A 25,697-nucleotide genomic window follows, 5' to 3' on the forward strand; every position below is an offset into this window, starting at 1 on the left:
ACGCCTATGACCGCATTCGCCCGGTTGAGCCTGGTCAACCGCAGCCTCGTGATATTGGTGGCGCTCGTGCTCAGCGCGTTCGGCGCGTTCACGATTCCGCAGTTGAAGCAGCAGTTGCTGCCGTCTTTGAGCTTCCCCGGCGCGTTCGTGGTCGCGGCCTACCCGGGTGCCTCGCCCGAGATCGTCGAGGACCAGGTGACGAAGCCGATCGAGGACTCGTTCCAGGGCCTGGACGGCATGGAGCAGATGACCTCGACGTCGAAGGAGGGCCTGGCGCAGATCCAGGTGGCCTTCGAGTACGGCACGGACGTCGAGTCCTCGCTGAACAAGATGCAGCAGGCCGTCAGCCGGCTCTCCCTCCCGGACGGGGTGGACCCGCAGGTCGTGGCGGGCAACACCGACGACATCCCGGTGGTGGTGCTCGCGGTGGGCGACGGCGGCGACGAGCGGGCGATGGCCGACAAGCTGCGCCGGATCATGGTGCCGGAGCTGCAGAGCGTGGAGGGCGTACGGGAGGCGTCGGTCACGGGCACCCGCGACGAGGTCGTCACGATCGAGCCGGACACCGAGAAGATGGCGAAGGCCGGGGTGTCGGCCTCGCAGATCCCCGACGTACTGAAGGCGAACGGCACGCCGATCCCGGCGGGCACGCTGACCGCTGACGGCAAGTCGCTCACGGTGCAGGTGGGCGCGCGGGTCGACTCGGTCGCCAAGCTCAAGGACCTGTACCTGACCCCGGCCCAGCCGGCGGCCACCCAGCCACAGCAGCAGCCGAGCCAGGCCCAGGCGCGCCCGCAGACCGGGCAGCCCGGCCGTCCGGGCCAGTCCCCGGCGGCCCTCGCGCAGCAGCAGGCGCCCAAGCCCAAGCCGCTCAAGCCGGTCAAGCTGGGCGACGTCGCCGAGATCAAGCAGGGGCTGGCGGACGCGACGACGATCACCCGTACGGACGGCAAGACGAGCCTGGGCGTGTCGGTGACGATGGTGCCCGACGGCAACGCGGTGTCGATCTCGCACGACATCAGCGAGAAGCTGCCCGAGCTGACCAGGGCGCTGGGCGACAGCTCGGACACGGCGGTGTCGGTGGTGTTCGATCAGGCGCCGTACGTGGAGGAGTCGATCCGGAGCCTGACCACCGAGGGCCTGCTGGGTCTGGCGTTCGCGGTGCTGGTCATCCTGGTGTTCCTGCTGTCGGTGCGTTCGACGCTGGTGACGGCCGTGTCGATCCCGCTGTCGGTGGTGATCGCGCTGATCGTGTTGTGGGCGGGCGACTATTCGCTGAACATGCTGACCCTGGGCGCGCTGACGATCGCCGTGGGCCGGGTGGTCGACGACTCGATCGTGGTGCTGGAGAACATCAAGCGACATCTCGCGTACGGCGAGGCCAAGCTGCAGGCGATCCTGACGGCGGTACGCGAGGTGTCGGGCGCGGTGACGGCCTCGACGCTGACGACGGTGGCGGTGTTCGCGCCGATCGCGATCGTGGGCGGCATGGTGGGCGAGCTGTTCCGCCCGTTCGCGATCACGGTGGCGGTGGCGCTGCTGGCCTCGCTGGTCGTGTCGCTGACGGTGGTGCCGGTGCTGGCGTACTGGTTCCTCAAGGCGCCGAACCTGACGCCGGAGCAGGCGCGCAAGCAGCGCGAGGAGGCCGAGGCCAAGGAGCTGCGCTCGCCGCTGCAGCGGGCCTACCTGCCGGTGCTGCGGTTCGCGACGCGGTTCAAGCTGGTGACGATCCTCATCGGCGTGGCGGTGTTCATCGGCACGATGGGCCTGGCCGGCGGGCTGCAGACGAACTTCCTGGACTCCTCGGGCCAGAACACGATCTCCCTGTCGCAGAAGATGCCGGTCGGTACGGACCTGGCGACCACGGACAAGGCCGCCCAGCAGGTCGAGGGCGTGCTGAAGGACCTGGACGGCGTGGAGACGTACCAGGTGAACGTGGGCGGCGGCAACGCCATGCAGGGTGGCGCGGTCGGCGGCGGCGCGGACCGGGCGTCGTACTCGGTGACGGTCAAGGACAGCGCCGACCCCGACAAGGTGCAGCAGGAGCTGCGCGAGCGGATCGACGGCCTGTCGGGCGTCGGCGAGGTCACGGTGGGCGGCGCCGGCGGAGGCGGGTTCTCCTCCGACACGATCGATGTGATCGTGCAGGCGCCCGACGCCGAGACGCTGCGCACGGCGACCGACACGGTCAAGACCGCGATGGGCGAGGTGTCGGGGCTCACCGAGGTGTCCTCCAACATGGAGACCAGCGCGCCGCGGGTCGAGGTCGTGGTGGACCGGCAGGAGGCCGCGGAGCGGGGCCTGTCGGAGGCACAGGTGGGGCAGGCGGTGGCGCAGGCCTTCCGCGGCGCGCCGCTGGGCCAGATCACCCTCGACGGCCGCTCCAGCGACCTGGTGCTGCGCGGCGCGGACGCGCCGGACGACATCAAGGCGATCAAGGACCTGAAGCTGCCGACGGCGGCGGGCATGGTGAAGCTGTCGACGGTCGCGGACGTCAAGGAGGTGGCCGGGCCGACGCAGGTGACGCGGATCGACGGCGAGCGTTCGGCCACGGTGTCGGCCAAGGCGGCCGACGCCGGCAACCTCGGCGCCGTGACGCAGTCGCTGACGACCAAGCTGAGCGGCCTGTCGCTGGCCGCGGGCGCCACCTACGAGATCGGCGGCGTGTCGGCCCAGCAGTCGGACGCGTTCTCCGACCTGGGGATCGCGATGCTGGCGGCGATCGCGATCGTCTTCCTGATCATGGTGGCGACGTTCCGCAGCTTCGTCCAGCCGCTGATCCTGCTGGTGTCGATCCCGTTCGCGGCCACGGGCGCGATCGGGCTGCTGGTGGCCACCGACACCGCCCTGGGCGTGCCGGCGCTGATCGGCATGCTGATGCTGATCGGCATCGTGGTGACCAACGCCATCGTCCTCATCGACCTGATCAACCAGTATCGCGAGCAGGGCATGGGCGTGGTGGAAGCGGTCATCGAGGGCGGGCGGCGCAGGCTGCGGCCGATCCTGATGACGGCGGTGGCCACGATCTGCGCGCTGACGCCGATGGCGCTGGGGGTGACCGGCTCGGGCGGGTTCATCTCGCAGCCGCTGGCGATCGTGGTGATCGGTGGTCTGATCAGCTCGACGCTGCTGACCCTGGTGCTGGTGCCGACGCTATACACGATGGTGGAGCGGGCGAAGGAGCGGATGCGGCGCAAGCCGGCCGAGCCCAAGCACGAGGCGAAGGTCCTCACCCCGACCTCCTGACAGAGGCGGCGCTCTTTGCCCGGCGGGGTCACCACACCCCGCCGGGCCTTCGGCGTTGTCCGGCAGGAACTTCCAGCGCACGATCATGGCGGCCGTCTCTCAGGTGGAGAAGGGCGTGGCCAGAGCGATCCTCGTGTGGAAGTACTCGCGGTTCGGCCGTAACCGGATGACCAGCTCAACCTGGCCAGGCTCGAAGCGGCGGGCGGCGAACTGGTCTCGGCCACGGAAGAGGTAGCCGTGCCGGCGCCGCCGCACGGAACCCTTTCCTCGACATGGAGCGCACGCAGCCCTCGTCCACCGAGACCACGCGCGGCCTGCCGAAGGCCGAAGTGGACCGCATGCTCGCTCGCTCCAAGGCCGAGGCCGAGGCCGACAAGACAGCGGTCGCGCACGACGACGGTCGGGCCGCCGCGGCGAGGGTACGTGACACCGCACGGGCCTACGCGACGCTGTGCCTGATCGTCGTGACGGCCTGCCGAGTCGGCGGCGTGATCGAGTACCGCCTATCGTCCCTTGGATGGGACGCCGGCCACCATGTGATCGACCTACCCGTGAAGGGCCCAGCAGGGGAGACGCAGCGCCTTGCCGTCCCGCCGTACGCCAGCGCCGCCCTCGACCGGTACATCGCGCTGCGCGGCGACGACGAAGGCGCACTCGTTCCGTACGGACACCGGCAAGCCACTTCATGCCCGGGACCGGCACAAACTTCGCTCGCATCTGGCCCGACAGCGACGCGTCCATCCGCCTGCACTCCGGTACCAGCCCGGACGGGACCCCGCCGCAGCGAGGTGATCCAGCGCGGCGACGCGTGGCGCATGCACATGGTGCAGACCTCGGACGGCCTCGCCGGGTGGCGGCTACCTGTTCGCGCAGCCCGAGCAGGCGGAGGTTGGCTACAACGACATCCAGGACCGGTTGAACCGGTTCCTGTTCCACCACGGCGGTGCTGGGAGCGCGACGGGCTACACAACGTTCCGCGGCACGTGGTCGTACGAGAACGGCGCGGGCATGGTGATGTTCACTCGCAACCTCATCACGGCGGCGGCCTCGCATTTCGTGGCGTTCAACGTGACGATCGCGTCCACGCCGCGTGTGGTGATCACCGCGGACAACCCGAGCCCGGCCCGGCTGGTGCTGCACGTGGCCTCGCCCGGTACGACCGGTTTCACCTTGCGATCAGACGAGACCTCGACGCGACGCTGCTGTACGTGCGGACCTGGCGACAACATGGAGTGGCGTGATGAGCGTGCGCACGTGGCGGGTCACCCGTGTCGAAGAAGGACCGGACGCGTGGGCGTTCCTGTACGACCCGGTGGACGGCGACGGCGGCACGTTCGCCTTCGGCATCCCGAAGGACGCCTTCGAGAACCGCATGGCCGAACACGGCCTGGAGTCCCTGGACGAGGTGATCGAGGCGCTGCTGTATGAGCCGCTGCTGTCGTGGATGCACGCCGGGGGAGACCCCCGGCGCGCAGGTCAAGCTGGAAGGGGACGCGGCCTCGGCACGGGCCCGGCTGCAGCAGCAGATCGCCGCCTGCCGGCAGAAGTACGGCCAGGTCATCACGAGTCCGCCCGCGGCCGCATCCGGCCAGTCGGCCCGAGCGGCGGCCGATCCGGTGCGGAGAACGCGGTCCTGTCCGCTGCCGTGGACCAGCTACAGGCGCGTGTCAATCAGCCGAACGACGACGTAGCCACCACCGCCAGCGACTGACCGGAACGAGAGCCGCCGTCATGCCATATCTGGCCTCCGGCAAATCTCGTGGGAGGCGGATCAAGCTCAGAAGCCGCCGTAGTCCCCACCGCCGTAGTCCCCACCGTCATCACCGCCGCGGCTGTCGTCACCGCCGCTGTTGTCTCGATCCCGGTCGTCATCCTGGTCGTGCTTGCGCTTCTGATGTTCATCGAGAGCGTGGTGGGCGTGGCTGAACCCTTCACGAATGCCAGCCTGAGTGGCGGCGTCCCGTACCGTAGTTCCGTAAGTGCTCTTCTTCTTTTTCTTCTTGGACTGCTGCTCTCTGGCCTGCCGAACAGTGACGTCTGCCGCCACCTTCGCGGCCTTTGCGGCGATGAAGAGTTCAAGCATCAGGTCACCCACTTTGTGAGCTGCTAGCACCGAGATGGCGCTGATGTCAGCGTGCGGGGACACCGATCCGTTGCACAAGGACGCCTCGGCTAGCTATGCCTAACCACTCTCACGAATGGGATCCGGGACAGAGGGTCACACAGGCGGCTGATCCAGCCGCGCTTCATCCAGATTGGCCACGCCCCTCATCACACCACAACATGACAAGGGGGCTTCGTCGTGCAGGTCGCCATTCCAGGCGAGCCTATGCAGTACGGGCTGCGTCTGGTCGCCCACCAGGCTAACGGACCACGTCTCGGCGTGCTTGGGCAGCACCTCGGATTTGAGGCCGGGATGCCCCACAACGACGTGTCGTCGCTGCGGCTGTCGTATCCATCCGGGGCGGCCGGCGGGAGCCGGCTGGAATCTCCGGTGGAGATCGCGCTCGAGTACGCGGCGTCGGCCGGGTGGGTCGAGCCTGCGAACGCCCGCTTCTTTAGGATCAAGCGGGGCGGGGACATCGCCGACCGGACAGGGACCCGCGCCTTCGAGTGCCCGGGGTATGCATGGATGACGCGCAAGTTGGTGCTCTACCTGGGGGTGCAGCCGCTGGTGGAGAGAAAGAGGCCGTTCAACGGGGTGAGCGCGGGCGCGATCCTGCGGACCATGGTGAATGAGGCCCACGCCAGGGGGACCTTGCCGGGCCTGGCGATGGATTTCACACCGACGCACGACGGCGCCGGTGATCCGTGGGACAAGGTGCTGACGATCGCGCTCGAACCGGGCGCGGACCTGCTGGCGCTGCTGCTGAACTTGTCCGAGCAGGGCATGATCGACTGGCAGATGAGAGGGATATCGATCAGGCGCCCGATGACGTCACCTTGGAGGGCATGTCGTCGGCGATTCTGATCGCGGGCGAGAACAGTCTGTCGGTTGAGGTGACCAACCCGACCGCGACCGTGCCGTGGGGGCGCTGGGAGACCTATCAGAAGCAAGGCGGCGTGTCCGATCAAGGGACGGCGATCCTGCTCGGCCAGGCCGCGCTGGAACGGGCGTCGGAGGAGCGGGTACAGCTCACCCGCCAGATCAGGCCGTACGCGGCCCGCTGGCTGCCGTTCGAGGATTACCGCGTCGGCGATTTCGTGCTCGCACCTGGCGACGGCGCGGCCATGGAGAGCCTGCGCGTCCGCCAGATCACGCTGTCGTCCGGAGCGGACGGCGTGATCGGCGGGAATCTGGTGCGCAATGACAGGTTCTTGGAGACCGACTCAAGTTGGCCCGTCAGGCCGCGGGCATCCTCAACGGCGGCATCGCCTCTGGCGGGTCCGGCGCCGACCCGGCCCCTGAGACGTCGGGCCGCGTCCCGGCCGCGCGACGGGCCTCATCGTGGAGCCGCTGGCCCATGTCGATGAGCACGGTTTCGCCCGCGCGCAGGTGACCGCTTCGTGGGGCGCGGTCGGCACCGTCGTGGCCGCAGTCGCCCTGGACGTGGACGGTTACGAACTGTACGGCCGCTTCAACGCGGCCGGGCAGGTGTGGCGGCAGGTCACTGCTATCCAGGGGGGCGATACTACCGCCACGTTCTCCCCGCTGCCGGTCAATCAGCAGTGGGTTTTCAAGGTTTCGTGCAGGCATCTGGCGCCGGTTTCCGCCTGATGCCGCCGGCCGGCAGACGGGACCTGATCGTGGCCACCCACCGGCACCTGGGCGCGCCACTGGTTATCGTCTGGTTACCTGCCTACGCGCCTGAGCTCAATCCCGTCGAGGGCGTCTGACCGCCGGCCGTAGCCACGCCAACTTCGACGTGCGCTCAGGCGGAAGATGCGGAGGACGAGGTGGTAGCGGCGCGTAGAGCCGGGAGGACATTCGTGGCCAAGCGTTCCGCCTGTTCGCGCGGGTTCGGGCCGATCGGCGTGAAGTTCATTGAGGTGAAGCCCAGGTCGACGAAGCCGGCGAGCCGGTCGGTCACCTCCTGCGCCGAGCCCGCCACCACCGCCCCCTCATCCGCGCGGCCGCCGATGTGGAAGGAAACGTTGTAGACGCACTCCACGGCACGTCCGTGGGACAGGACGCGCTCCCTCATGCGGGCCGCCTGCTCCGGTGGGGCGAAGCCGAGGGACGGGATCCAGCCGTCGGCCAGCCGGCCGGTCGCCTCCAGTGCCCGCTTGCCGTACGTGCCGAGCCAGATCGGGATGGGGCTGTCGGGCTTCGGCTCCATCGCGGCATCGTACGTGTGGTATCGGGTGCCCTCGAACGTAAAGCGTGGTTCTGACCAGAGGCCCCGGATGATGTGGATCGCCTCTACCATGCCGTCGACCTTCTCCCGGGCTGTGGGCACCCCCAACCCGAACGCCCGGAACTCCTCGTCCGAGTAACCGCCCCCGAGCCCCAGGATCAGCCGGCCGCCGGAGAGCCGGTGCAGGGTCTCGGCCATTTTGGCCACCATCGCGGGCGATCGGTACGGCACTCCCAACACCCGCGTGGCGACCCTGATCCTTGAGGTGGCGACCGCGATCCAGGTCAGCATTGTCCACACCTCGTACGATGGCTCGCTCCCGCAGGGATGGTCCGAGGCCGAGACGAAGTCGAATCCGAGCTCCTCGGCCGCCCGCGCGTCACCTGCCGGGTCGGCCCCCGGCGCCGCCGAGGTCGAGATGTTCAATCCGAACACGATCACTCCCAGGTCTATGGTTTACATGTAAACCTAGACTTGGAGTTGGTTACACGTCAACTAAACTCGGCCGGCATGGAGCCACGCTGGTTGGATGACGCCGAGTTCGCGGCCTGGATCGGTTACCGGAGGATGCGGCTGCTCCTGGACGCGCAGGTCAGCCGGGATCTCATGCGTGACACAGGGTTGTCGGCCCCCGACTACGACGTCCTTTCGGCGCTGACGTCCATCGAGGATCATCGGTGGCGGCTCACCAAACTGGCCGATCGCATGCTCTGGTCGAAGAGCCGCCTGTCACGGCACATCTCCCGGATGGAGCAGCGAGGGCTGGTCAGGAGGGAGGAGTTCGAGGGGGACGCGCGAGGAGCGATGATCGTGCTGACTGAGGGCGGGCTGCGCGCCATCCAGGAGGCCGCTCCGGCTCACGTCGAGTCTGTCCGCCGCCATTTCATCGACCTGCTTTCCGCCGAGCAGATCCAGGCGCTGGGGACGATCGCCGCGACCGTCCTCGCTCACCTGTCGGAAGCCGGGACGATTCCAGAGGCTCGAGGCGAAGATCCCGTGTGATGTATGTCCGCGATATCCGCTTTACCGGCGCTCACCATCGAGCAGCCACATCCTCACGGCTTTACGCCCAAAGCAAGGACCTGCTCGGCCTGACCCAATACCGCGTCCGCGAGTGGACACCCTGGCATCGGCAACGTCACCACCGTCATGCTCGCCCTGGCCTTCCTCGCCGTCACCCAGGCCGCCTTCCCGACGACAACAACGCCCCTGCCGACCAGGGAAAGACCGACAGGCACCGCCACAATCACCATGAGCAGCGCTCCCGAGCCCATGCCCCCTACCCTCGCTGGCGGAGATCCGACGCGTCCTGGCCCGGCAGTTCATCCCCGCCACCAACACCATCGAGCATGTCCTGGCTTGGCCGGCCTTCCGCCGCCGCCACCAGGCGCGCGCCCGGCTCAGCCACTACCGCCGACGGGAAGATCCACTACCTCAAGTGTTGCCTGCGCGAAGGTCTGCTCCCACCCGGCGAGCGCACCGGCAGGAACCAAGCGCTCTTGGAGGTCGGCGGGCTGTCCGTCGCCAGTGTGCAGGCGACGCTGGTCGCGATCGACGAGCAAGTCTCCACCCACACGTCCTGAGCCTCGCGCAGCATGGCCTGCCGACCGCCAAGAGCAGCGGGGACGAGAGGGCCGGGGAGTGGGCGTCGGTGCCGGTGCGGCGGGTGGTCGAGGAGCGCGGCCGGCGACTCAGCCCGGGCATCCCCTGGTGGAGGCGTTGGTCAGCGCCCCTATGCGCATATGACGAGTTGGAAAGGCTCGAGCTGATCCGAGCATGAACTGGAGATCACCGGGCTGTCGTTCCGGGATTCGAAGCAGGCCTGCGCCTCCTCGCCCTCCATACGCTGTGGCCGTTGTCCACGGATGCCCGGCCATCCGGTTGTGCAGCGCGGCCATCTCCTCGGTCACACGGCGAACTCGACTGGCATGGCATTTACAGCATCTTTCGGTTACCTCTGCTCTAATCCCATTTCATGATCGACAGACAGCACATGTGGATGTCCAATGGCCCTTCCGCGCAGAGGCGTGAGGCCGAGACTCGACGGGTCCTGCTCGGGGCCGCCGTCAGCGCCCTCGCGGGCGCAGCCGTACTGGCCACTCCGACACGCGCTTCGGCGAGCGTCTCCGCACAGGGCACCGGTAGTGCACGGCGCGTGGCCGATCGGGCGATGGACCGCTTCGACCACGGCTGGCGCACCGGGGAATGGGACCCGTTCCTGGCCATGTTGACGCCCCGCTTTTCCTTCTGGTTCCCAGAAGGCCAGTGGCGAGGGCGCCACGAGGGCGAGGCCGGGCGGCGCGCTGTCGAAGCATGGGCGCGGTTCCACGCGGACAACGGCAATCGTGTTCACGGCCGGCGAAGCAACGTGACGACCATGGGCGACCGAGTCCTGTACGAGTACGACTCCCGCGGCGCTTCGCCCTCCACGGCCGGCTATCTGAATTGGGAAACGATCATCGTCGGGGTGACGGGTGAGCGTATCAGCGCTTTTCACGAATACTGGGGGAATATTCCGCCGACTGGTGAGTGAGATCCCGATGTCCGCCTCGGGCGTTCGAGATTGATCCAAGGCACTGCGGCCCCCGCCGGACTGACCCTGTGAAGGGAGCGGAACCGGCGGGCGGGCGCCGTCAGTTGTCGAGCGGATGCGTGGGTGCTCACCGAACCCATGGTCTGTATCTGGGCCGTAGGTGACTGACCGGTTCGCTGCCGCCGCGTACGGCGATCAGTGGCAGGTCGACCGGGACGGCCAGCACGTAGCCGAGCTGCTGATCGCGGCAGCAGGCCCGCGGGTCGGGCGCCCGTAACCGGAGTCGCCGCACAGGTGGCGAAACGGGGTGTCGGCCGCGATCTCCTCCTTCATCATCTCGATCATCAGGTGCGGCTTGATGGCGAAGACCACCTCGTCAGGAACCCCAGCTTGGCTACGCCGTTCCGGATCTGCCGCCCAGGCATCGGGGAGGTGCAGCCGCCGATTGACGAAGGCGCCCCTGGCCGCGGAGGCGTAGGTGAGCATGGGTATGACCTGGCAGTTCTCGACCTGTCCGGTCAGCCCGCAGTACTGGTGGGCCACCCCTGCCGAGGGGAAGCGCAGTGACGCGCGAGCCGCCGATGTGGAGACGGTCGGTCCGTTGTGGCAGGAAGTGACCAAAGCGCCCTATCTCCCCGCCAGGGAGATGGGGCGCTCTGTCGTTGGCGGTCCCTGACCTGGAACGAAACCGTTCACGATCAGCGGCAGTGAGGCATCCAGGCCTGCCACATTCAGCACACCATCGTCCTGTGACCGCCTGCGGCGGCCATCGACGCCATGACGATGCGAGCGTCACAGGTGACCATGCGCCGGTAAGCGTCGATACTCGGTTCTTTGCCGCCCGAGGCGGTCAGTGGCGGGTACTGGTCTTGCGCCAGGTGAAGCCGCCGGGCAGGTTGATCGACAGCGTACGGCGGCCGTCGGCTGTGCGGGTCACCCGGAACAGCCGGTTGCCCCAGCTGTGGCCGACGCCGCGGCGGGACAGGTTCAGCCGGAAGGGGCCGAATTTGATCGACTTGCGGTAGCTCCAGCCCATATCGCTTTCCTCCATCGGTCTCGCATGTAGCCCTCCAGCTACCCGATCAAAGCGCGATATATCGGCTTTGGTAAGGATTCGGCAATGGCGGCACGGGGGTATGGGGCTCCGGCCGAGTGCCTAGCCGACCTGGGAGCCGGCCGTACGAGAGGGCGGTCGGAAGGGGTCGAACCTCTCCCTGTGTGGCAATCGACCAGATTCGACCCGTGCCTTCGTGATCACCTGCTGGAGGGCGTGATGGTCGGCTCGCCGAGCCGGTTCGGGAATGCGCCGATGTGGAAGCGGCATTCGGCCGTGACCCAGGTGATGCGGATAATCTCGTGCATGACGTGGCCGTGTTCCTGGCCCAGGGCGTTGAACCCGCCTGCAGTTCGTCAGTGATCTGCTTCAGTTGTCGCCCTCGGACTGGCCGCGGAGCCGGAGCTCCGCCTGGGTGAACTGGCGGTGCTGCCGCAGCCGGACGGGGAACGTTTCGCCGAAATCAGTACGTGAAATCGTGACAATCGTGTGCGGCGTGCTGAAAACTGAGTAGGTGGCCACCTTCATCGCCATTGCGGGCCTTATGTTTGCCGCAGGCAGCTTTGTGTACGACGCATTGGGCTACCACCGCAAAGATCGAAAAGGCCCGACGACCACGGCGACACAACCGTCTCACCTCGCCCCGCCCTCTTACTCCACAGATCCACCGGTGCACAATCATCCACAGCAGCCGGCGCAAGGCATCTCTTGGCCCGAAGCTGCATATCCGCCGCAGCGGTCACCCAGGCCTCGATCGTTGGGCTTCAATAAGCAGCCGCCACGGTGGGTGTTTGTCAGCTCCTGGGTCATGGCCGGGTTGATCGTAGTTGGAGAGGTGGTGGGTTACCTGAATCGGGGCCACGATCTCGGCTGGCTGGGCCTCTCGGCCGCCGGTGCCTGCCTTGCTGTCGCCGTCCCCTTGGTCATTCGTCTCGGCAGAACTGCTGACGACGATTACATCGGTCCGGTCATCGGGGTTCTGTTCTGGGTGCTTGTCGTGCTCAGCGTCGCATCCTTTTTCCCGGAGTGGACACTTCTGGAGTTCACCTGGGAGGGTGGTCATCTCCGGATTCTGTAAGTAGAAGTCTCCCGACGACGGCGTATCTCGCTCGCCTGCTCGCCGAGGCGGTTCAGGAACACCGAGGGATGCCCGGAAAGCAGCGCTATCCCTGGCGTTCGGAGGCCGACCCTACGGGATGCGAAAGAAGTCGCTGTGGGATGGTCGGTGGCCACTACAACCCGTCGCGTCGAGGCGGCCAAGGAGGCAGCCGGGGTGGAAACCGTTCCGTCCGGCCCGAGCACCACCGTCGGCGTGTCGTGCTCGGCGCGGCGCTTGCGGGACCGACCAGCGCAACCGCGGCGACCGTTGGCAATGCCAGCACTGCGAACTTTCTCAGAAACTTCATCGTGCCCTTCCTGCCAGGCGAACCTGCGCTCCTTGTGTGGTTTTTGGCTTCTTCGCTCAAGGGTGCGGGCTGTGGTCGGGCCTGTCGTTACGGGTGAGCGCACAGCTCTTTAGTCTGAGTGCACTGTCGCGGACTGCTCGCGGAATTGGCGTGGCGGCAGCCCGTACGCGCTGCGGAAGGCCTGGCTGAAATGCGCATGGCTGGTGAATCCCCACCGGGCTGCGATCGCGTTGATCGGGCGGGTGGCCAGACGGGGATCGGCGAGATCGCGCCGACATTGTTCCAGGCGGCGTTCGCGGATCCAGCCGGCGACGGTGTGTCCCTCCTGCTGGAACAGTTTGTGCAGATAGCGCAGGGAAATGTGATGGGCGGCGGCGATCGCGTCCGGGGTCAGGTGGGGGTCGCCCAGGTGATTCTGGATGAAGGCGTGGATCTGGGCCGTCAGCGCGCGCCGCCGGGTGTGGGGTGGCACCCCGCTCTCGGCGTCGAGCGCGTTCGCCAGCACCAGGGTCAGCACATCGAGGGTGAGGGTGGACAGCCGGGAGGTCTCCGACGGGCTGAGGTCGGGCATGTGCCGGGCGAGTTGCAGCAGGAACTGTGACGACAGCGCACCGATGGCCTGGGTGCCGGGGATGCGCACGGCACTGAGGCGCCGCAAGTCTCGAGCAGGCAAAGGCAGCAGCGAACGCGGGAAATGCAGGAGCATCACCTGGCTCACCGGAATATGCGCCGCATGCTCGACCTGGTAGGGACGCGAGGCGTCGACCAGGACCAGATCCCCCGAGCCGAGGTCCGTGTGCCGGCCGTTCTGCGTCACCGTGCTGCCGCCGCTCACGGTGCAGGCGAGCTCGAACAGTTCGGGGTCGGCCTGCTGGATGAGCTTGGGCGTGCGGTGGGCAGCGGGCGTCCTCTCCTTCGCGGTGCGACCGGCCAGGTCACCGCCTCGGTCGTTCGTGCGGATGGCACGGCGATCGTCGTTGTCGCCGCCCGCATGGCGCTGCCGCCGGCCGTCCCCCGGCGCGTGGACCCAGGGCGCCGTCTCGCCGGGGGACAGCACTCGCTCCCGCTGTCGGCCTGGTCGCGGCCCCACCGGGCGGTCGGACTCAGCACCCCGGGCCGCCGAAGGTCCGACCGGTCGGATGGCGGATGTGGGAAGGAGGGCGGATATGGGTGTGCCGACCGGATCATGACCGGAGCTCTACCGCTGAGCTTTGCGCGCCAGAGCCGCGCAGCGGGGACTTGAACCCCGCGACCGCCGGTGCCGGGAGATAACCGAACGACTTCGACCCGCCCTCCCCCCCTGATCGTCCGCTCTGCCGGAGGCACGGATATGGGACTCCGGCCGGGTGCCCAGCCGATCTGGGCGCCGGCCGCACGGGAGAGCGGCCGGAAGGAGTCGAACCTCAGGTAACCGACCAGATTCGACCCGTGCCACCGGCAAAGCTGACGAGGGGACCGGTGAGGTCCGGAGAAGGCACGGATATGGGATGTTCACCGGTATTAGGTGCTCTGCCCAACTGAGCTACCGGAACATTGCCCCGGGCAGGACTCGAACCTGCGACCGCCCCATTGTGAGTGGTAACCGACGAACTTCGACCCGTACTCGCACCAGGCCCCACGGACGTGAGGGACTAGCGAGGTAAGACGCTAGCGAAGTCCGCGGCCGATCTCGATCCATTTTCATCCGATCGTGGTCATCCGTCGCGGCTCGCCAAGCCGGTCCAGGAACGTGTCGATCTCGGTCGGGCGGGTGGTGTCGTCGGTCGTCAGCAGCGGGTAGCCGGCCGCGGCCGTGAATGATGATCGCTAGGGTTGGTCGTCATGGCGCTGCTGTCTCACCTTGACCGTTTCAACAAGCGGCATCCGTGGAGCCACAACGACCACTACGGTGGCTGGGTCGTCGGCCAGGTGGTCGCGTCGGGGGCCGGTCACGTTCTTGACGTCGGGTGCGGGACGGGCAACCTTGCCGCCCTGCTCCGCCGCCGCGTCGCTACCGTCACCGGGCTCGAACCCGACCCCGCGACCGCCCGCGCCGCGGCGGAGCGCTTCGCCGACGATCCTGCGGTCACCATTGTCCAGACCGATTTCGCCGGGCGTGACCCGCAGCGGCGCTGGGACGCCGTCACCCTCGTCGCCGTCCTGCACCATCTTCCGCTGGTGCCCACGCTGCGGGAACTGCGCGGCTGTCTGGCCCCGGGCGGGCGTCTCGTGGTCGTCGGCTGCTACCGCGAGGCGGGGCCCGCCGATCTGCTCGCCGCCCTGCCCGCCATGGTCGCCAACCCGGTCATGGGGCTGGTCAAGCACCCAGCCCGCGCCGACGTGCCGCCCCTGCACATGACGGCGCCGACCGCCGAGGCGCAGGAGACGCTGGCCGACATCAGGGCCGCGGCCGCGCGGGAGCTGCCCGGCGCTCGGGTCCGGCGTCGCCTGTTCTGGCGGTACACCCTGGTCTACGACGCCCCCGCCGGGGCCTGAGGGTTTGGGGAGCACTCAGCGGAGGAGATCGAGGTGCTGGGAGACCGGGCCCAGGGTGAGGAGGCCGCTGCCCGCTCCGGCCAGCTCCGCCGCCGCGGGTGTGAGCGCGGTCCGGGCGCGCGCCATCGTCTCCCTGTCGCCGACGGCCGCGGCGGCCCGCGCGACCAGGCACCACATGGCCTCCAAGAGCAGGTCGCGCGGTGGGTCGGGTACGTCACGCAGCTTCGCCGCAGCCTCGCGGCGGTGTCCGAGCCTGAGGAGGAGCAGCGGGCGCGTCCACGGCTCGTACGGGCCGAAGTCGGCGCTGTCGTCGGCCGAGGCGGGTGAGGGGTGGCGCAGGCGCAGGCACAGGAGGACGAGCGGCAGGAGACCGTGCTCCAGGCCGGGCATGCCGGCGCCGTCCAGCCGGGAGGCGGCGGATCGGTAGGCCGCCTCGACCTCCTGCGGCGGGGCCTGGCCGGTCGCGTCGAGGCGCAGCGCCCGATACCACTGGGTGAAGACGCTCACCAGCGGCAGCTCGTGCCGCGCGGCCAGCTGATCGGCGGCGGCCGCGTGGGCGTCGGCTCCGGCGAAGTCCGCGAGCGCGCTGCGGGCTTGGAGGCGGATGAGGTGGCCGAGGACCTCGTAGGTGGCAAGGCCGTGCCGGGCCGACAGCGCGATCAGCTCGGTGCCGATGGCGTCCCGGTGGGGTGCCAGGCCCGTACGGTGGAACGTCTGCATGAAGACGCCGTTGAGCGCGAACGCCAGCAGGCCCGGATCGTCCAGGCGGCGGGCGAGCAGCTCCGCCTCCCTTGCGGTGGCGGGGCCGCGCGGTGAGTTCGTACCGCGGGATTCCAGCGCGATGGTGGCCAGCAGGCGGGCTCGCACCGCGTCACGTGCCCCCAGCGGGGAACGCACGCCGTTCGCGGGGGTGACAGCGGCGCCGTGTGAGGCCGCAGCCGCATGCTCCGGGACAGGGGGCGTGACCGCCCGGGTAGCGGCCTTGCCTGGTGGGAGTGCGCACGATGGGAGGGCGGCGAGGGTGCGTTCGGCGGCTGCGATCACGTGGGTCGCCTGGTCGGGGTCGTCGAGGCGGGTCCAGATCGCCGGTACGTCGTAGGCGCCGATGACGCGGGCCGTCAGCTCCACGTCCCCCAGTTCCTCGGCCGCCGCGATGGCCGCCACCCGGTGTTCGCGGGCCGCCCGCAGGCCGCCGCCACCCGTCACCGCGAGGTCGCGCATCAGCCCCACCGTCGACTCCAGCCGGGCGCGCGCACCCGTTGGCACGCTGCGGTCGTAGGCGGCGGCGGCCCGCGCCCACACCGTGTCCGCCGGGCCCTGACCGCCGGGGGCGAGGTGCGGGGCGTGATGGAGGATGTCCGCCTCCAGACGGCTCAGCCCGGGGCCGGGGTCCACGCCCAGGTGCTCGACCAGCAGGTCCCGTGCCCGGCGCAGCACCGCGAGCGCGTCGCCCTGGCGGCCGGTACGGTACAGCGCCAGAGCAAGCAGCCGCCAGCCCTCCTCCCGCCAAGGATGTTCGGCGACGTGCGTGTCCAGGTCGGGGACCGCTTCCCCGGCCAGTCCCAGGTCCAGCCGGGCCTCGGCCTGGCGTTCGACGGCGTGCAGCCGCAGCTCCGTCAGCCGGGAGCGTTCGGTACGGGCCCAGGGCTCGTCGGAGAAGTCGGCGTAGGCGGGCCCGCGCCACCATCCCAGCGCCTCCTCGACCCGGGGGAGCACGTCCGCGGGCGTCCCCGCGGTGGTCACCGCCCGTTCGAAGCGCCAGGCGTCCACCGCGTCCGGCTCGGCGCGCAACGCGTACCCCGGCCCCTCGGTGACCAGCAGCCGGGCCGGGGACCTGGGCGGGCGCTGCGGCTCCAGCGCCCGGCGCAGCGCCGCCACGAACGTGCGCAGCGCGCCCACCGCGTCCGGCGGCGGGTCCTCCCACAGGTCCGTCACCAGGTGGGCGACCGGTACGACGCGCCGGCGGGCGACGATGAGCCGGGCCAGCACCGCGCGATGGCGCGGCCCCTTCAAGGCGATCGCGTCCCCGGCGCCGTCCCAGGCGGCCACCGGCCCCAGCACGCCGAACCTCACCTGCACCGCTCCCGTCACCCCCTTCTACTGGTCATGCTGACGGACCGATCCGTCGGCCACCGGCCGCGCTTGTGGCAGGTGGCCCTTTGCGTCCCGGCCGCGTCCCGGCTGCGTCTCGGCGTCGAGCGGGCAGGCGCCCGAGCGGGCTCGCGCCGCCTCGGCCCAGCCGTGCCAGGCGGGTGGCCCGCTCCCGGTCGCGGGCCCAGTCATGGGTCGCATCCGGGTACGGCCGCGTCGCACCCCTCTCAGAGAGGACGACGTTCCGGCGGCCTGGTCGCGTAGCCCGCGTCAGGCGGCAAGCCCCGCACACCGGTAGCGCCGCTCCACGCAAGAGCAGCCGGTCAGATGACCTCAGGCCACGGTAGCGCGCTGATCGGATGCTCATTCACACCCGGCACGCTGGAGCCCGCCCCCACCGGAACCAACTGACCGAAAGAGAGCGCCATCGTGGTCATCGAAGGCTTCACCTATCACCGCGTCCCCGTCGCCGACGGCGTGTCGCTCAGTGCGGCCGTCGCGGGGGAGGGCAGCCCGATCGTGCTGCTGCACGGCTTCCCGCAGACGCACCTCATGTGGCGGCATGTCGCCGCCGACCTGGCCGCCGACCATATGGTCATCTGCCCCGACCTGCGTGGTTACGGCGCCAGCGACAAACCCGCCGAGACCGGGCCCGGCACCTACGCCAAGCGCACCATGGCCGCCGACGTCGTGGCGCTGGCCCGCGCGTTCGGGCACGAGCGGTTCGCCCTGGCCGGGCACGACCGCGGCGCCCTGGTGGCCTTCCGCGCCGGGCTCGACCACCCGGCGGCGATCAGCCACCTGGCCTGCCTGGACGTGCTGCCGACCGTGGACATGTGGGACGTGATGCGCGGGGCGTCGGCGGCGGTCGGCTTCCACCTCTACCTGATGGCGCAGCCGCCCGGGCTGCCGGAGGCGATGATCGCGGCCAGTCCGGACGTGTTCTTCGGCCACTTCCTCGACGGCTGGACGGGCGACGCGGGGGCGATCCCCGCCGAGGTACGTGCCGCGTACCTGGAGGCCTGCCGCGAGGCGATCCCCTCGATCGTGGCCGACTACCGCGCCTCGGCCGGTATCGACGCCGACCACGACCGGGCCGACCGCGAGGCGGGCAGGCGCCTGGAGATGCCGGTGACGGTGCTGCAGCAGGACTGGGGCGCCGCCCTCGGCTACGACGCGGCGGCGCTGTGGCGGGCGTGGGCGCCACGGCTGCGGCACCTCACCGTCGGCCACGGCCACTTCATGGCGGAGGAGGCGCCCGCCGAGGTCGCCAAGGTACTGCGGGAGCTGCTGGCTCGCTGAGACCCGGCTGGACCGGCCAGGGCAAGGACTCGAACGCCGGAGGTGACTACAACACCCTGCCGTGGAGGTCGGCCCTGCTCCGGGCCTGAAATCGATAGACTTCTATCGTTTTCAGGCCACGGTCGATCCCCTGAGGAGCTGGCATGAGCGAGCCTGTAACCCTGCCCCTGTACATGCGCCGCAACGCGTTCGACCCCGATCCCGAGGTCGCGGTGGCGCGGGACAAGGACGGCGTCCGGCGGGAGAAGACCCCGTTCGGCCTCGACATCTGGATGGTCAGCCGCTTCGCGGACGTCAGGGAGGTCCTCGGGGACTCCGGGCGCTTCAGCAACGCCCAGCGCAACGTCTTCAGGGCCCCGGGCATGCCGGCGGTGAGCCCCGAGGAGATCGAGCGGCTGCGGGCGGGCAACCTGCTCGCCTTCGACCCTCCCGAGCACACCCGGCTGCGCCGGATGCTGACGCCCGAGTTCACCATGCGCCGGATGCGCCGCCTGGAGCCGCGCATCCGGGACATCGTCACCGAGCACCTCGACGCCATGGAGGCCGCCGGGCCGCCCGCCGACCTGGTCTCGGCCTTCGCCCTGCCGGTCCCGTCGCTGGTGATCTGCGAGCTGCTCGGCGTCCCGTACGCCGACCGGGGCGACTTCCAGCGCCGTTCCGGGAAGATGCTCGACGTCTCGCTGCCCGTGCAGGAGCGGGCCGCCGCCCAGCTCGAGTCGCGGGCCTACATGGCCGAGCTGGTCGCCCGCACCCGGGCCGAGCCGGGCGAGGACCTGCTCGGCATGCTCGTACGCGAGCACGGCGACGACCTGAGCACCGACGAGCTGGCCGGCATCGCCACGCTGCTCCTGCTGGCCGGCCACGAGACCACCTCCAACATGCTCGGCATCGGCACCCTGGCCCTGCTGCGCCACCCCGAACAGCTGGAGCTTCTCAGGCGGGAGCCCGAGCGGATCAACGCCGCCGTGGAGGAGCTGCTGCGCTGGCTCAGCATCGTCCACACGGGCACGTTCAAGGTCGCCACCGCCGACACCGTGCTGGCCGGGCAGCCGATCGCGGCGGGAGACCTGGTGATGTGCGCCCTGCCCGCGGCCAACCGCGACCCGGCCTACATCGCCGACCCCGACCGGCTCGACATCGGCCGCGGCGACATGGGGCACGTGGCCTTCGGCCACGGCGTGCACCACTGCCTGGGCGCGCCGCTGGCCAGGATGGAGATGCAGATCGCCTTCCCCGCCCTCTTCGAGCGCTTCCCAGGGCTGCGGGAGGCGGGGGAGCCGGCCGAGTTCCGCGCCTTCAACGTGGTGTACGGGCTGCGCTCCTTCATGGTGGCCTGGTGATCGGGGGCGCCGTGGGTCCCCGGCGCGTCAGGCGTTGGGGCAGCGGGGCGGGGCCGTGCCGTAGGCGTACTGGAGGAAGTCGACCAGCATGGCGGGCCAGGAGTTCCAGTCGTGGCCGCCCGTCCCGTAGCAGTAGCGGTGGCCGACGCCCAGGCCGGTCAGGGTCTGGTCGAAGACGCTCGCGTACGACCCGAGTATGGCCTCGTTCACCGAGAGGGCCTCGGTGTTCGCCGGGGACGTGGTGCTGTAGGCGCACTCCGCGGGTGCCGGGCCGTGGCCGTCGCCGAGGATGTACTGGCCCGAGGAGTCGCGCGGCAGCGACCGGCAGCCGCCCGCGTACAGGCCCAGCTTGCCGCTGAAGGGCGCGTACTTGCCCTGCGTCACGAGCACCGCCGGGTTGGCGGCGGGCCAGTCGAGGTCTCCCGAGGCGCTGGTGGTGTGCGGCCCGAACAGGGTGTCCAGCCGATAGACGAGCTGCTGCTGCTGGTCGAGCACGGGCAGCGCGCCGTCGTACTTGTTGACCCGGTACGGCCCCAGGTCCAGCAGGGTGATCGCGGCCCCGGCCTGCCACATCGAGTCGGAGATCGTCCGCTGGGCGGGCTTGCCGCGCAGGTCGATGCCCGGCGAGAAGGCGCCGATGACGGAGAACACGTCGGGGTGCGCGGCGGCGTACTTCAGCGTGCCGAACCCGCCCATCGACAGCCCCGCGAGGCCCCGCCCCGACCGGTTGGCGATGGTGTTGAAGTTGGCGTCGATCCACGGGATGAGCTGGGAGATGTGGTACGTCTCCCACTTCGGCGCGAAATATCCGTCCGTACGCCCGGCCCAGTCGCTGTACCAGCCGGTCATGCCACCGGTCGGCATCACCACGATGCCGTCGTAGGGACGGCCGGGCGTGTTGCGGATCAGCGACACGAGGTCGGTCTTGGTCGTCCACTCGTCGTAGTTGTCGCCGCCGCCGTTGATGAGGTAGAGGGAGCGGTAGCGGGTGCTCCTGGCGGGGTCGTACCCGGGGGGCAGGTAGACGCGCACGCTGATCTCGTGGGCGAGCGGGTCGATCGCGGGGGTGCCGCCGGCCGCCTGGAAGATCGCCGTGGAGGTCATGACGACGTCGCGCAGCTCGGAGCCGTCGTTCTGGAGATGTCGCTCGACCCGCAGGCAGGTGATGCCGTGGCCGCTGGGCTGGGGGAGCGTGGTGGAGCACGTCTCGGCGTACGCCGTCGTCGCGGGCGCCACGAGCGCCGCGGCGAACAGGAGCACGGCGGCTAACCGTCGCATCGCATCTCCTCTACGGGACCGCCCCGATCATCACCAGGCTTTGGCGGTCACGTCAACACCCTGTCGCATTGACAGTGAAAACAACCAAGCGCATGCTTGCCGACATGGTCGAATCCAGCCTCACCCCCCAGGGCCAGAGCCGGCGCGCCCTGTTACGCGGGGCCGCCGTGGCGGGCGGCGCAATGGTCGCGGGCGCCGCGCTGGGCAGCGCGCCGGCCCGTGCCGAGGTCGAGTACGACGTCGTGGTGGTCGGCGCCGGAGCCGCCGGGATGACCGCGGCACTGACGGCGGCCAAACGCGGGCTGCGCACCGTCGTGGTGGAGAAGGCCCCGACGTTCGGCGGCTCGGCCGCCCGATCGGGCGCCGGCATCTGGATCCCGTGCAACGAGGTCATCCTCGCCGCCGGCGTCCAGGACACCCCCGCCAAGGCCGCCGCCTACCTGGCCCGCGTCGTCGGCGACACCGTGCCGATCGAGCGGCAGCGGGCCTTCCTGTCGGCGGGGCCGGCGATGATCTCGTTCGTGATGCGCAACAGCCCGCTGCGCTTCCGGTTCATGGAGGGCTACTCCGACTACTATCCGGAGTTCCCCGGCGGCATGCCGAACGGGCGCTCCATCGAGCCCGCCCAGCTCGACGGCAACATCCTCGGCGCCGAGCTGGCCCGCCTGAACGGCCCGTACATCCAGACCCCAGCGGGCCTGGTGGTCTACAGCGCCGACTACAAGTGGCTGACGCTGGCCGCCGTCAACCCCAAGGGCCTCGAGGTGAGCGCCGCGTGCCTGCTGCGCGGCACCGAGGCCGCGCTGCGCGGCGAGAAACCGCTGACCATGGGCCAGTCCCTGGCCGCCGGCCTGCGCGCGGGGCTGCTCTCGGCCGGCGTGCCGGTGCTGCTGAACACCCCGCTGCTCGACCTCAAGGTCGAGTCCGGCCGCGTCACCGGCGTCGTCACGCCCGGCGGCCTGGTCAGAGCCAAGCGCGGCGTGATCGTCGGCTCGGGCGGGTTCGAGCACAGCGCGGCCATGCGCACGGAGTTCCAGCGCCAGCCCATCGGCACGAGCTGGACCGTCGGCGCCAAGGAGAACACCGGCGACGGCATCGAGGCCGGCGAACGGGTCGGCGCCGCGCTGGACCTGATGGACGACGCCTGGTGGGGCCCGGCCATCCCGCTGCCCGGCCAGCCGTACTTCTGCCTGGCCGAGCGCACCCTGCCGGGCTGCGTCCTGGTCAACGGCAACGGCGTGCGCTTCGTCAACGAGGGCGCCCCCTACAGCGACGTCGTCCACGTCATGTACGACCGCAACGGCCCGGGCCAGCCGCACATCCCCGCCTGGCTCATCGTCGACCAGAACTACCGCAACAAGTACCTGTTCCGGGACGTCGCGCCGCTGCTGCCGCTGCCCGACGAATGGTTCGCCGGCGGCGCCGCGTACAAGGCGTGGACGATCGAGCAGCTGGCCCAGAAGATCGGCGTCCCGCAGGCGGCGCTGCGCGGCACCATCGACCGCTTCAACGGGTTCGCCACGACCGGCAAGGACCTCGACTTCCACCGCGGCGACAGCGCCTACGACCGCTACTACGCCGACCCGCTGGTCAAGCCGAACCCGTGCCTCGCGCCGCTGTGGCTGCCGCCCTTCTACGCGTTCAAGATCGTCCCAGGGGACCTCGGCACCAAGGGCGGGATGCGCACCGACGCCCGCGCGCGCGTGCTGCGGGCCGACGGGTCGGTCATCCCCGGCCTGTACGCCGCCGGCAACGCCAGCGGAGCCGTCATGGGCCACAGCTACGCCGGCTCCGGCTCGACCATCGGCCCCGCCATGACCTTCGGGTACGTGGCCGCCAACGACATCGCCGACACGCCTTAAAACGATTGCCGTCCCCCGCCGCGGAGCAGCAGCATGGCGGGATGCGCTTCTCGATCAACATTCCGAACTTCGGCGACTTCGCCGACCCCAGGACCGTCGCCTCGGTGGCCGTCGCCGCCGAACAGGCGGGCTGGGAAGCGCTGTTCGTCTGGGATCACGTCGTCCACGTCAAGAGCAGGCGCCGGGCGTTCGGCGACCCCTGGATGCTGCTGACGGCGGCGGCGCTGGCGACCACCCGGATCAGGCTCGGCACCCTGGTCACCCCGGTCGCCCGGCGCCGGCCGCAGCAGCTGGCCCGCCAGGTCGCCACGCTCGACGCGCTCAGCGGCGGCCGGGTGATCTTCGGCGCGGGGCTGGGCGGGCCGATCGAGGACGAGTACGGCAGCTTCGGCGAGCCCACCGACCCGGTCGTGCTCGCCGAGCGCCTCGACGAGGGCCTGGACCTGCTGGCCCGCTACTGGAGCGGCGAGCCGGTCACCCATCACGGGCGGCACTTCCGGGCCGAGGACGTGGCCCTGCTGCCGCCGACCGTACAGCGCCCCCGCCCGCCGGTCTGGGTCGCCGGGTTCTGGCCCAACCGCAGGCCGATGCGCCGCGCCGCACGCTGGGACGGCGCGGTCCCGCTGTTCGGGCCGGGCTCGCACGGCTACGGCCCGCCCGTCGACCAGGTGCGGGAGCTGGCCGCGTACGTACGCGAGCAGCGCCGCGACGACGGCCCCTTCGAGCTCGTCGTCGGCGGCGTCAGCCCCACCGGCGCCGCCCAGGCCCGCGACCTGCTCGGCCCGCTCATGGACGCGGGCGCCACCTGGTGGGACGAGCGCCAGCCGATCGACGGCGCCGACCTGGACCGGCTCGCGCCCGTGCTGCGCCGCATCGAGCAGGGCCCGCCCACCGTGCGGTGAATCGATGACTCTCTGCGGTCTGCCATGATTCAAACGCACTTTGTCACCATTGCCCCTGAGGAGTTTCCCCCTTGGACCGCAGACATTTCCTCACCCTGACCGGCGCCGCGGGCCTGGCCGCCGTGGACCTCGCCCGGCCGGCGCTGGCGGCGAGCTACCCGTTCGGCGACGCGGGCGTTCCGGATGAGCTGCATGCCAAGATGGGGGAGCTGACGCCGTACGGCGTCACCACCGTTGCGTTCACGCCGTCCGGCGGCTGGGTGATCGTCACCCAGGACGGCCGCTATTTCGCCCGTGGCGTGCCCGACGCGTGTTTCGCCGAGCTCGGCAAGATGGTCAAAGCCGGCGCGAAGATCCACTGCGTGGCCTTCCCGCCGGAGGGCGGCGACCGCTGGGTGATCACGAGCGACAAGGGGATGGCGGCCCGCGGCCTGCCGCAGGCGTGCCACCAGCGCGTCAGCGACTCCTACACCGCCGGCCGGCAGGTCGTGCACGTCGCGTTCCCGCCGGGCGGCGGCGACCGCTGGGTGGTGGCCGACACCACGGGCTTCTACGCCCGGGGCGTCGACGACGAGTGCTACCAGATGATGCGCAACCTGACGCAGGGCGGGCGCCGCCTGACCCGCGTCGCCTTCCCCAAGGGCGGCGGGTGGGTGGCCGTCGCGCAGGACGAGTTCCACGCGCGCGCCATCGACGACGCCTGCTTCAAGAAGCTGAACGAGCTGGCCGCCGGCGGCTGGCAGCTGCACAACGTCGCCTTCTCCGCGGCCGGCGGCTGGGTGGCGAGCACGCGCGGCAAGGTGCCGGCGCTGCCCGCCGACCGGGTGTGGCAGGTCGAGAACGCGGTGGGCGGCGCGACCATCTGGCAGCGGATGAACGCGTGGAAGACGCCCGGGGTGGCCGTCGCGGTGGTGGTCGGCAACAAGATCGCCTGGTCCACCGGGTACGGCTGGCTGGAGGCCGGCAGCGGCGCCGCCGCGCACCCCGAGACCGCCTTCCAGGCCGCCTCCATCAGCAAGGCCGTGGCCGCGGTCGGCGTCATGCGCCTGACACAGACGCTCAAGCAGCCCCTGACCGGCGACATCCGGCCCCACCTGGGCTGGACCCTGCCGCTGCGCTCCTGCGTCACCTCGACGGCGGTGCCGACCATCGACCGCGTGCTCACGCACCGGGCCGGCGTCATCGGCCGCGGCTCCACCTCCCCGGCCGACGCCTGCACCGGCTTCGACGCCGGCGGCGGCGGCTTCGCCGGCTACGGCCCCGGCGCGACCGTGCCCTCGCTGCTGCAGGTCATGAACGGCGCGGGCAACTCCCCGAAGATCGAGCTCACCACGGCCCCCGGGGCCGAGTTCCACTACTCGGGCGCCGGGTACGTGCTGCTGCAGCGGATGGTGGAGCAGAAGAGCGGCCTGTCGCTGGCGGCGTACATGGACAAGGAGGTGTTCGGGCCGCTCGGCATGAAGAACAGCTCCTACGCGCTCTCGCCCGGCTTCGAGCTGGCCGCCGGCCACACCGCCACCGGCACGGTGATCCCCGGCAAGCGCAACCGCTACCCGGAGTCGGCCGCCGCCGGCCTCTACACGAACGTCCTCGACCTGTGCCGCATGGTGTGCTACCTCAACAAGGCGTGGACCGCCTCCGGCGACATCGCCGGGCCGCTCACCAGGACCTCGGTCCGCACGCTGCTCACCGCGGGGCCCGAGCCCACCATGGGGCGGGGGTTCTTCATCGCCGGCTCGGGGACGAAGAACTTCTCCTACACCCACGACGGGTCCAACTACGGTTTCAAGTCCGTGTTCAAGGGTTATCCGGAGCTGGGCGCGGGGTACGCGATCCTGGCCAACGGCAACAACATGAGCCTGGTCAACGAGATCGCCGCCGCGGTCCGCTCGGTCTACGGCTGGGCCTGA

The 25,697-nt window shown here is 70.1% G+C and carries 24 protein-coding genes and 1 pseudogene; 15 read left to right on the forward strand and 10 right to left on the reverse strand.

The window, feature by feature from the left end; all coding sequences use genetic code 11:
• The first annotated feature begins 6 nt into the window (after nt 1-6).
• Nucleotides 7-3,246, forward strand: coding sequence for an efflux RND transporter permease subunit (locus tag HD596_RS38750; protein ID WP_185074427.1), 3,240 nt, complete (start codon nt 7-9; stop codon nt 3,244-3,246).
• Between the two features lie 99 nt (nt 3,247-3,345).
• Here HD596_RS38750 and HD596_RS38755 read toward each other — a convergent pair whose 3' ends face one another.
• Nucleotides 3,346-3,501 carry a hypothetical protein gene (locus HD596_RS38755; RefSeq protein ID WP_185074428.1) on the reverse strand — a complete coding sequence of 52 codons (156 nt, stop codon included), beginning with the start codon at nt 3,499-3,501 and terminating at the stop codon, nt 3,346-3,348.
• A 707-nt stretch (nt 3,502-4,208) separates the two neighbouring features.
• Nucleotides 4,209-4,415, reverse strand: a complete 207-nt coding sequence (locus tag HD596_RS38760) for a hypothetical protein (RefSeq protein ID WP_185074429.1) — start codon at nt 4,413-4,415, stop codon at nt 4,209-4,211.
• Nucleotides 4,416-4,486: 71 nt separating this feature from the next.
• On the opposite strand from HD596_RS38760, the gene HD596_RS38765 reads away from it, so the two are divergent.
• Nucleotides 4,487-4,957: a hypothetical protein gene (locus tag HD596_RS38765; protein WP_185074430.1), complete on the forward strand. Its 471-nt coding sequence runs from the start codon at nt 4,487-4,489 to the stop codon at nt 4,955-4,957.
• A gap of 66 nt (nt 4,958-5,023) precedes the next feature.
• On the opposite strand, the gene HD596_RS38770 is transcribed toward HD596_RS38765, so the two are convergent.
• Nucleotides 5,024-5,329, reverse strand: a complete 306-nt coding sequence (locus HD596_RS38770) for a hypothetical protein (protein ID WP_185074431.1) — start codon at nt 5,327-5,329, stop codon at nt 5,024-5,026.
• Between the two features lie 219 nt (nt 5,330-5,548).
• Here HD596_RS38770 and HD596_RS38775 point away from each other — a divergent pair, with 219 nt between their 5' ends.
• Genes HD596_RS38775 through HD596_RS38785 form a run of 3 tightly spaced genes read left to right on the forward strand, consistent with a single transcriptional unit; the run spans nt 5,549 to nt 6,964 of the window.
• Nucleotides 5,549-6,217 carry a hypothetical protein gene (locus tag HD596_RS38775; protein WP_185074432.1) on the forward strand — a complete coding sequence of 223 codons (669 nt, stop codon included), beginning with the start codon at nt 5,549-5,551 and terminating at the stop codon, nt 6,215-6,217.
• The gene (locus tag HD596_RS38780) at nt 6,199-6,720 is read left to right on the forward strand and encodes a hypothetical protein (protein WP_185074433.1); all 522 of its coding nucleotides are present in this window, start codon (nt 6,199-6,201) and stop codon (nt 6,718-6,720) included. Before HD596_RS38775 ends, HD596_RS38780 begins: the two co-directional genes overlap by 19 nt.
• The gene (locus tag HD596_RS38785; protein ID WP_185074434.1) at nt 6,695-6,964 is read left to right on the forward strand and encodes a hypothetical protein; all 270 of its coding nucleotides are present in this window, start codon (nt 6,695-6,697) and stop codon (nt 6,962-6,964) included. The genes HD596_RS38780 and HD596_RS38785 overlap by 26 nt, the downstream gene beginning before the upstream one ends.
• Nucleotides 6,965-7,118: 154 nt before the next feature.
• Here the strand turns inward: HD596_RS38785 and HD596_RS38790 are convergent, their stop codons facing one another.
• Nucleotides 7,119-7,979, reverse strand: coding sequence for an LLM class flavin-dependent oxidoreductase (locus tag HD596_RS38790; protein ID WP_185074435.1), 861 nt, complete (start codon nt 7,977-7,979; stop codon nt 7,119-7,121).
• Nucleotides 7,980-8,054: 75 nt separating this feature from the next.
• On the opposite strand from HD596_RS38790, the gene HD596_RS38795 reads away from it, so the two are divergent.
• The 3 genes from HD596_RS38795 to HD596_RS38805 all read left to right on the forward strand — a co-directional run bounded on the left by HD596_RS38795 (nt 8,055) and on the right by HD596_RS38805 (nt 10,077).
• Entirely contained in the window at nt 8,055-8,546 is a 492-nt protein-coding gene (locus HD596_RS38795; RefSeq protein WP_221519708.1) for a MarR family winged helix-turn-helix transcriptional regulator, read from the forward strand.
• Nucleotides 8,547-8,893: 347 nt separating this feature from the next.
• Complete coding sequence (locus HD596_RS60650; protein ID WP_221519709.1) at nt 8,894-9,127, forward strand: MerR family transcriptional regulator; 234 nt, start codon at nt 8,894-8,896, stop codon at nt 9,125-9,127.
• A 392-nt stretch (nt 9,128-9,519) separates the two neighbouring features.
• Nucleotides 9,520-10,077, forward strand: coding sequence for a nuclear transport factor 2 family protein (locus HD596_RS38805; protein WP_185074436.1), 558 nt, complete (start codon nt 9,520-9,522; stop codon nt 10,075-10,077).
• Between the two features lie 148 nt (nt 10,078-10,225).
• Here the strand turns inward: HD596_RS38805 and HD596_RS38810 are convergent.
• The 3 genes and pseudogenes from HD596_RS38810 to HD596_RS38820 form a co-directional block, all read right to left on the reverse strand.
• Nucleotides 10,226-10,629 (reverse strand): annotated as a pseudogene (locus tag HD596_RS38810) (transposase); the annotation flags it as partial.
• Between the two features lie 298 nt (nt 10,630-10,927).
• Complete coding sequence (locus HD596_RS38815; protein WP_225963178.1) at nt 10,928-11,128, reverse strand: DUF4236 domain-containing protein; 201 nt, start codon at nt 11,126-11,128, stop codon at nt 10,928-10,930.
• A 372-nt stretch (nt 11,129-11,500) separates the two neighbouring features.
• Nucleotides 11,501-11,665 (reverse strand): hypothetical protein, encoded by a 165-nt coding sequence (locus HD596_RS38820; protein WP_185074438.1) that lies wholly within the window; start codon nt 11,663-11,665, stop codon nt 11,501-11,503.
• On the opposite strand from HD596_RS38820, the gene HD596_RS38825 reads away from it, so the two are divergent.
• Nucleotides 11,646-12,209, forward strand: a complete 564-nt coding sequence (locus HD596_RS38825; protein ID WP_185074439.1) for a hypothetical protein — start codon at nt 11,646-11,648, stop codon at nt 12,207-12,209. The two genes, HD596_RS38820 and HD596_RS38825, sit on opposite strands and share 20 nt — an antisense overlap.
• Nucleotides 12,210-12,646: 437 nt before the next feature.
• On the opposite strand, the gene HD596_RS38830 is transcribed toward HD596_RS38825, so the two are convergent.
• On the reverse strand, nt 12,647-13,594 hold the full coding sequence (locus tag HD596_RS38830; protein ID WP_185074440.1) for a helix-turn-helix domain-containing protein: 948 nt from the start codon (nt 13,592-13,594) through the stop codon (nt 12,647-12,649).
• 764 nt (nt 13,595-14,358) lie between these two features.
• On the opposite strand from HD596_RS38830, the gene HD596_RS38835 reads away from it, so the two are divergent.
• On the forward strand, nt 14,359-15,012 hold the full coding sequence (locus tag HD596_RS38835; protein WP_185074441.1) for a class I SAM-dependent methyltransferase: 654 nt from the start codon (nt 14,359-14,361) through the stop codon (nt 15,010-15,012).
• 15 nt (nt 15,013-15,027) lie between these two features.
• Here the strand turns inward: HD596_RS38835 and HD596_RS38840 are convergent, their stop codons facing one another.
• Nucleotides 15,028-17,091 carry an AfsR/SARP family transcriptional regulator gene (locus HD596_RS38840; RefSeq protein WP_185074442.1) on the reverse strand — a complete coding sequence of 688 codons (2,064 nt, stop codon included), beginning with the start codon at nt 17,089-17,091 and terminating at the stop codon, nt 15,028-15,030.
• A gap of 441 nt (nt 17,092-17,532) precedes the next feature.
• Between HD596_RS38840 and HD596_RS38845 the strand changes: the two genes are divergently transcribed.
• The gene (locus HD596_RS38845; RefSeq protein ID WP_185074443.1) at nt 17,533-18,405 is read left to right on the forward strand and encodes an alpha/beta fold hydrolase; all 873 of its coding nucleotides are present in this window, start codon (nt 17,533-17,535) and stop codon (nt 18,403-18,405) included.
• A 143-nt stretch (nt 18,406-18,548) separates the two neighbouring features.
• Nucleotides 18,549-19,745, forward strand: coding sequence for a cytochrome P450 (locus HD596_RS38850; RefSeq protein WP_185074444.1), 1,197 nt, complete (start codon nt 18,549-18,551; stop codon nt 19,743-19,745).
• Nucleotides 19,746-19,772: 27 nt separating this feature from the next.
• Here HD596_RS38850 and HD596_RS38855 read toward each other — a convergent pair whose 3' ends face one another.
• A complete protein-coding gene (locus HD596_RS38855) occupies nt 19,773-21,023 on the reverse strand; it encodes an alpha/beta hydrolase (protein ID WP_185074445.1) in 1,251 nt (416 codons plus the stop codon).
• A gap of 104 nt (nt 21,024-21,127) precedes the next feature.
• Here HD596_RS38855 and kstD point away from each other — a divergent pair, with 104 nt between their 5' ends.
• From kstD to HD596_RS38870, 3 genes are all read left to right on the forward strand, one after another.
• Entirely contained in the window at nt 21,128-22,885 is a 1,758-nt protein-coding gene (kstD, locus tag HD596_RS38860; RefSeq protein ID WP_185074446.1) for a 3-oxosteroid 1-dehydrogenase, read from the forward strand.
• A 41-nt stretch (nt 22,886-22,926) separates the two neighbouring features.
• Nucleotides 22,927-23,787, forward strand: coding sequence for an LLM class flavin-dependent oxidoreductase (locus tag HD596_RS38865; protein WP_185074447.1), 861 nt, complete (start codon nt 22,927-22,929; stop codon nt 23,785-23,787).
• A 71-nt stretch (nt 23,788-23,858) separates the two neighbouring features.
• Nucleotides 23,859-25,697, forward strand: a complete 1,839-nt coding sequence (locus tag HD596_RS38870) for a serine hydrolase domain-containing protein (RefSeq protein WP_185074448.1) — start codon at nt 23,859-23,861, stop codon at nt 25,695-25,697.

This window comes from Nonomuraea jabiensis, assembly GCF_014204795.1.
GTDB classification, from domain to species: domain Bacteria; phylum Actinomycetota; class Actinomycetes; order Streptosporangiales; family Streptosporangiaceae; genus Nonomuraea; species Nonomuraea jabiensis.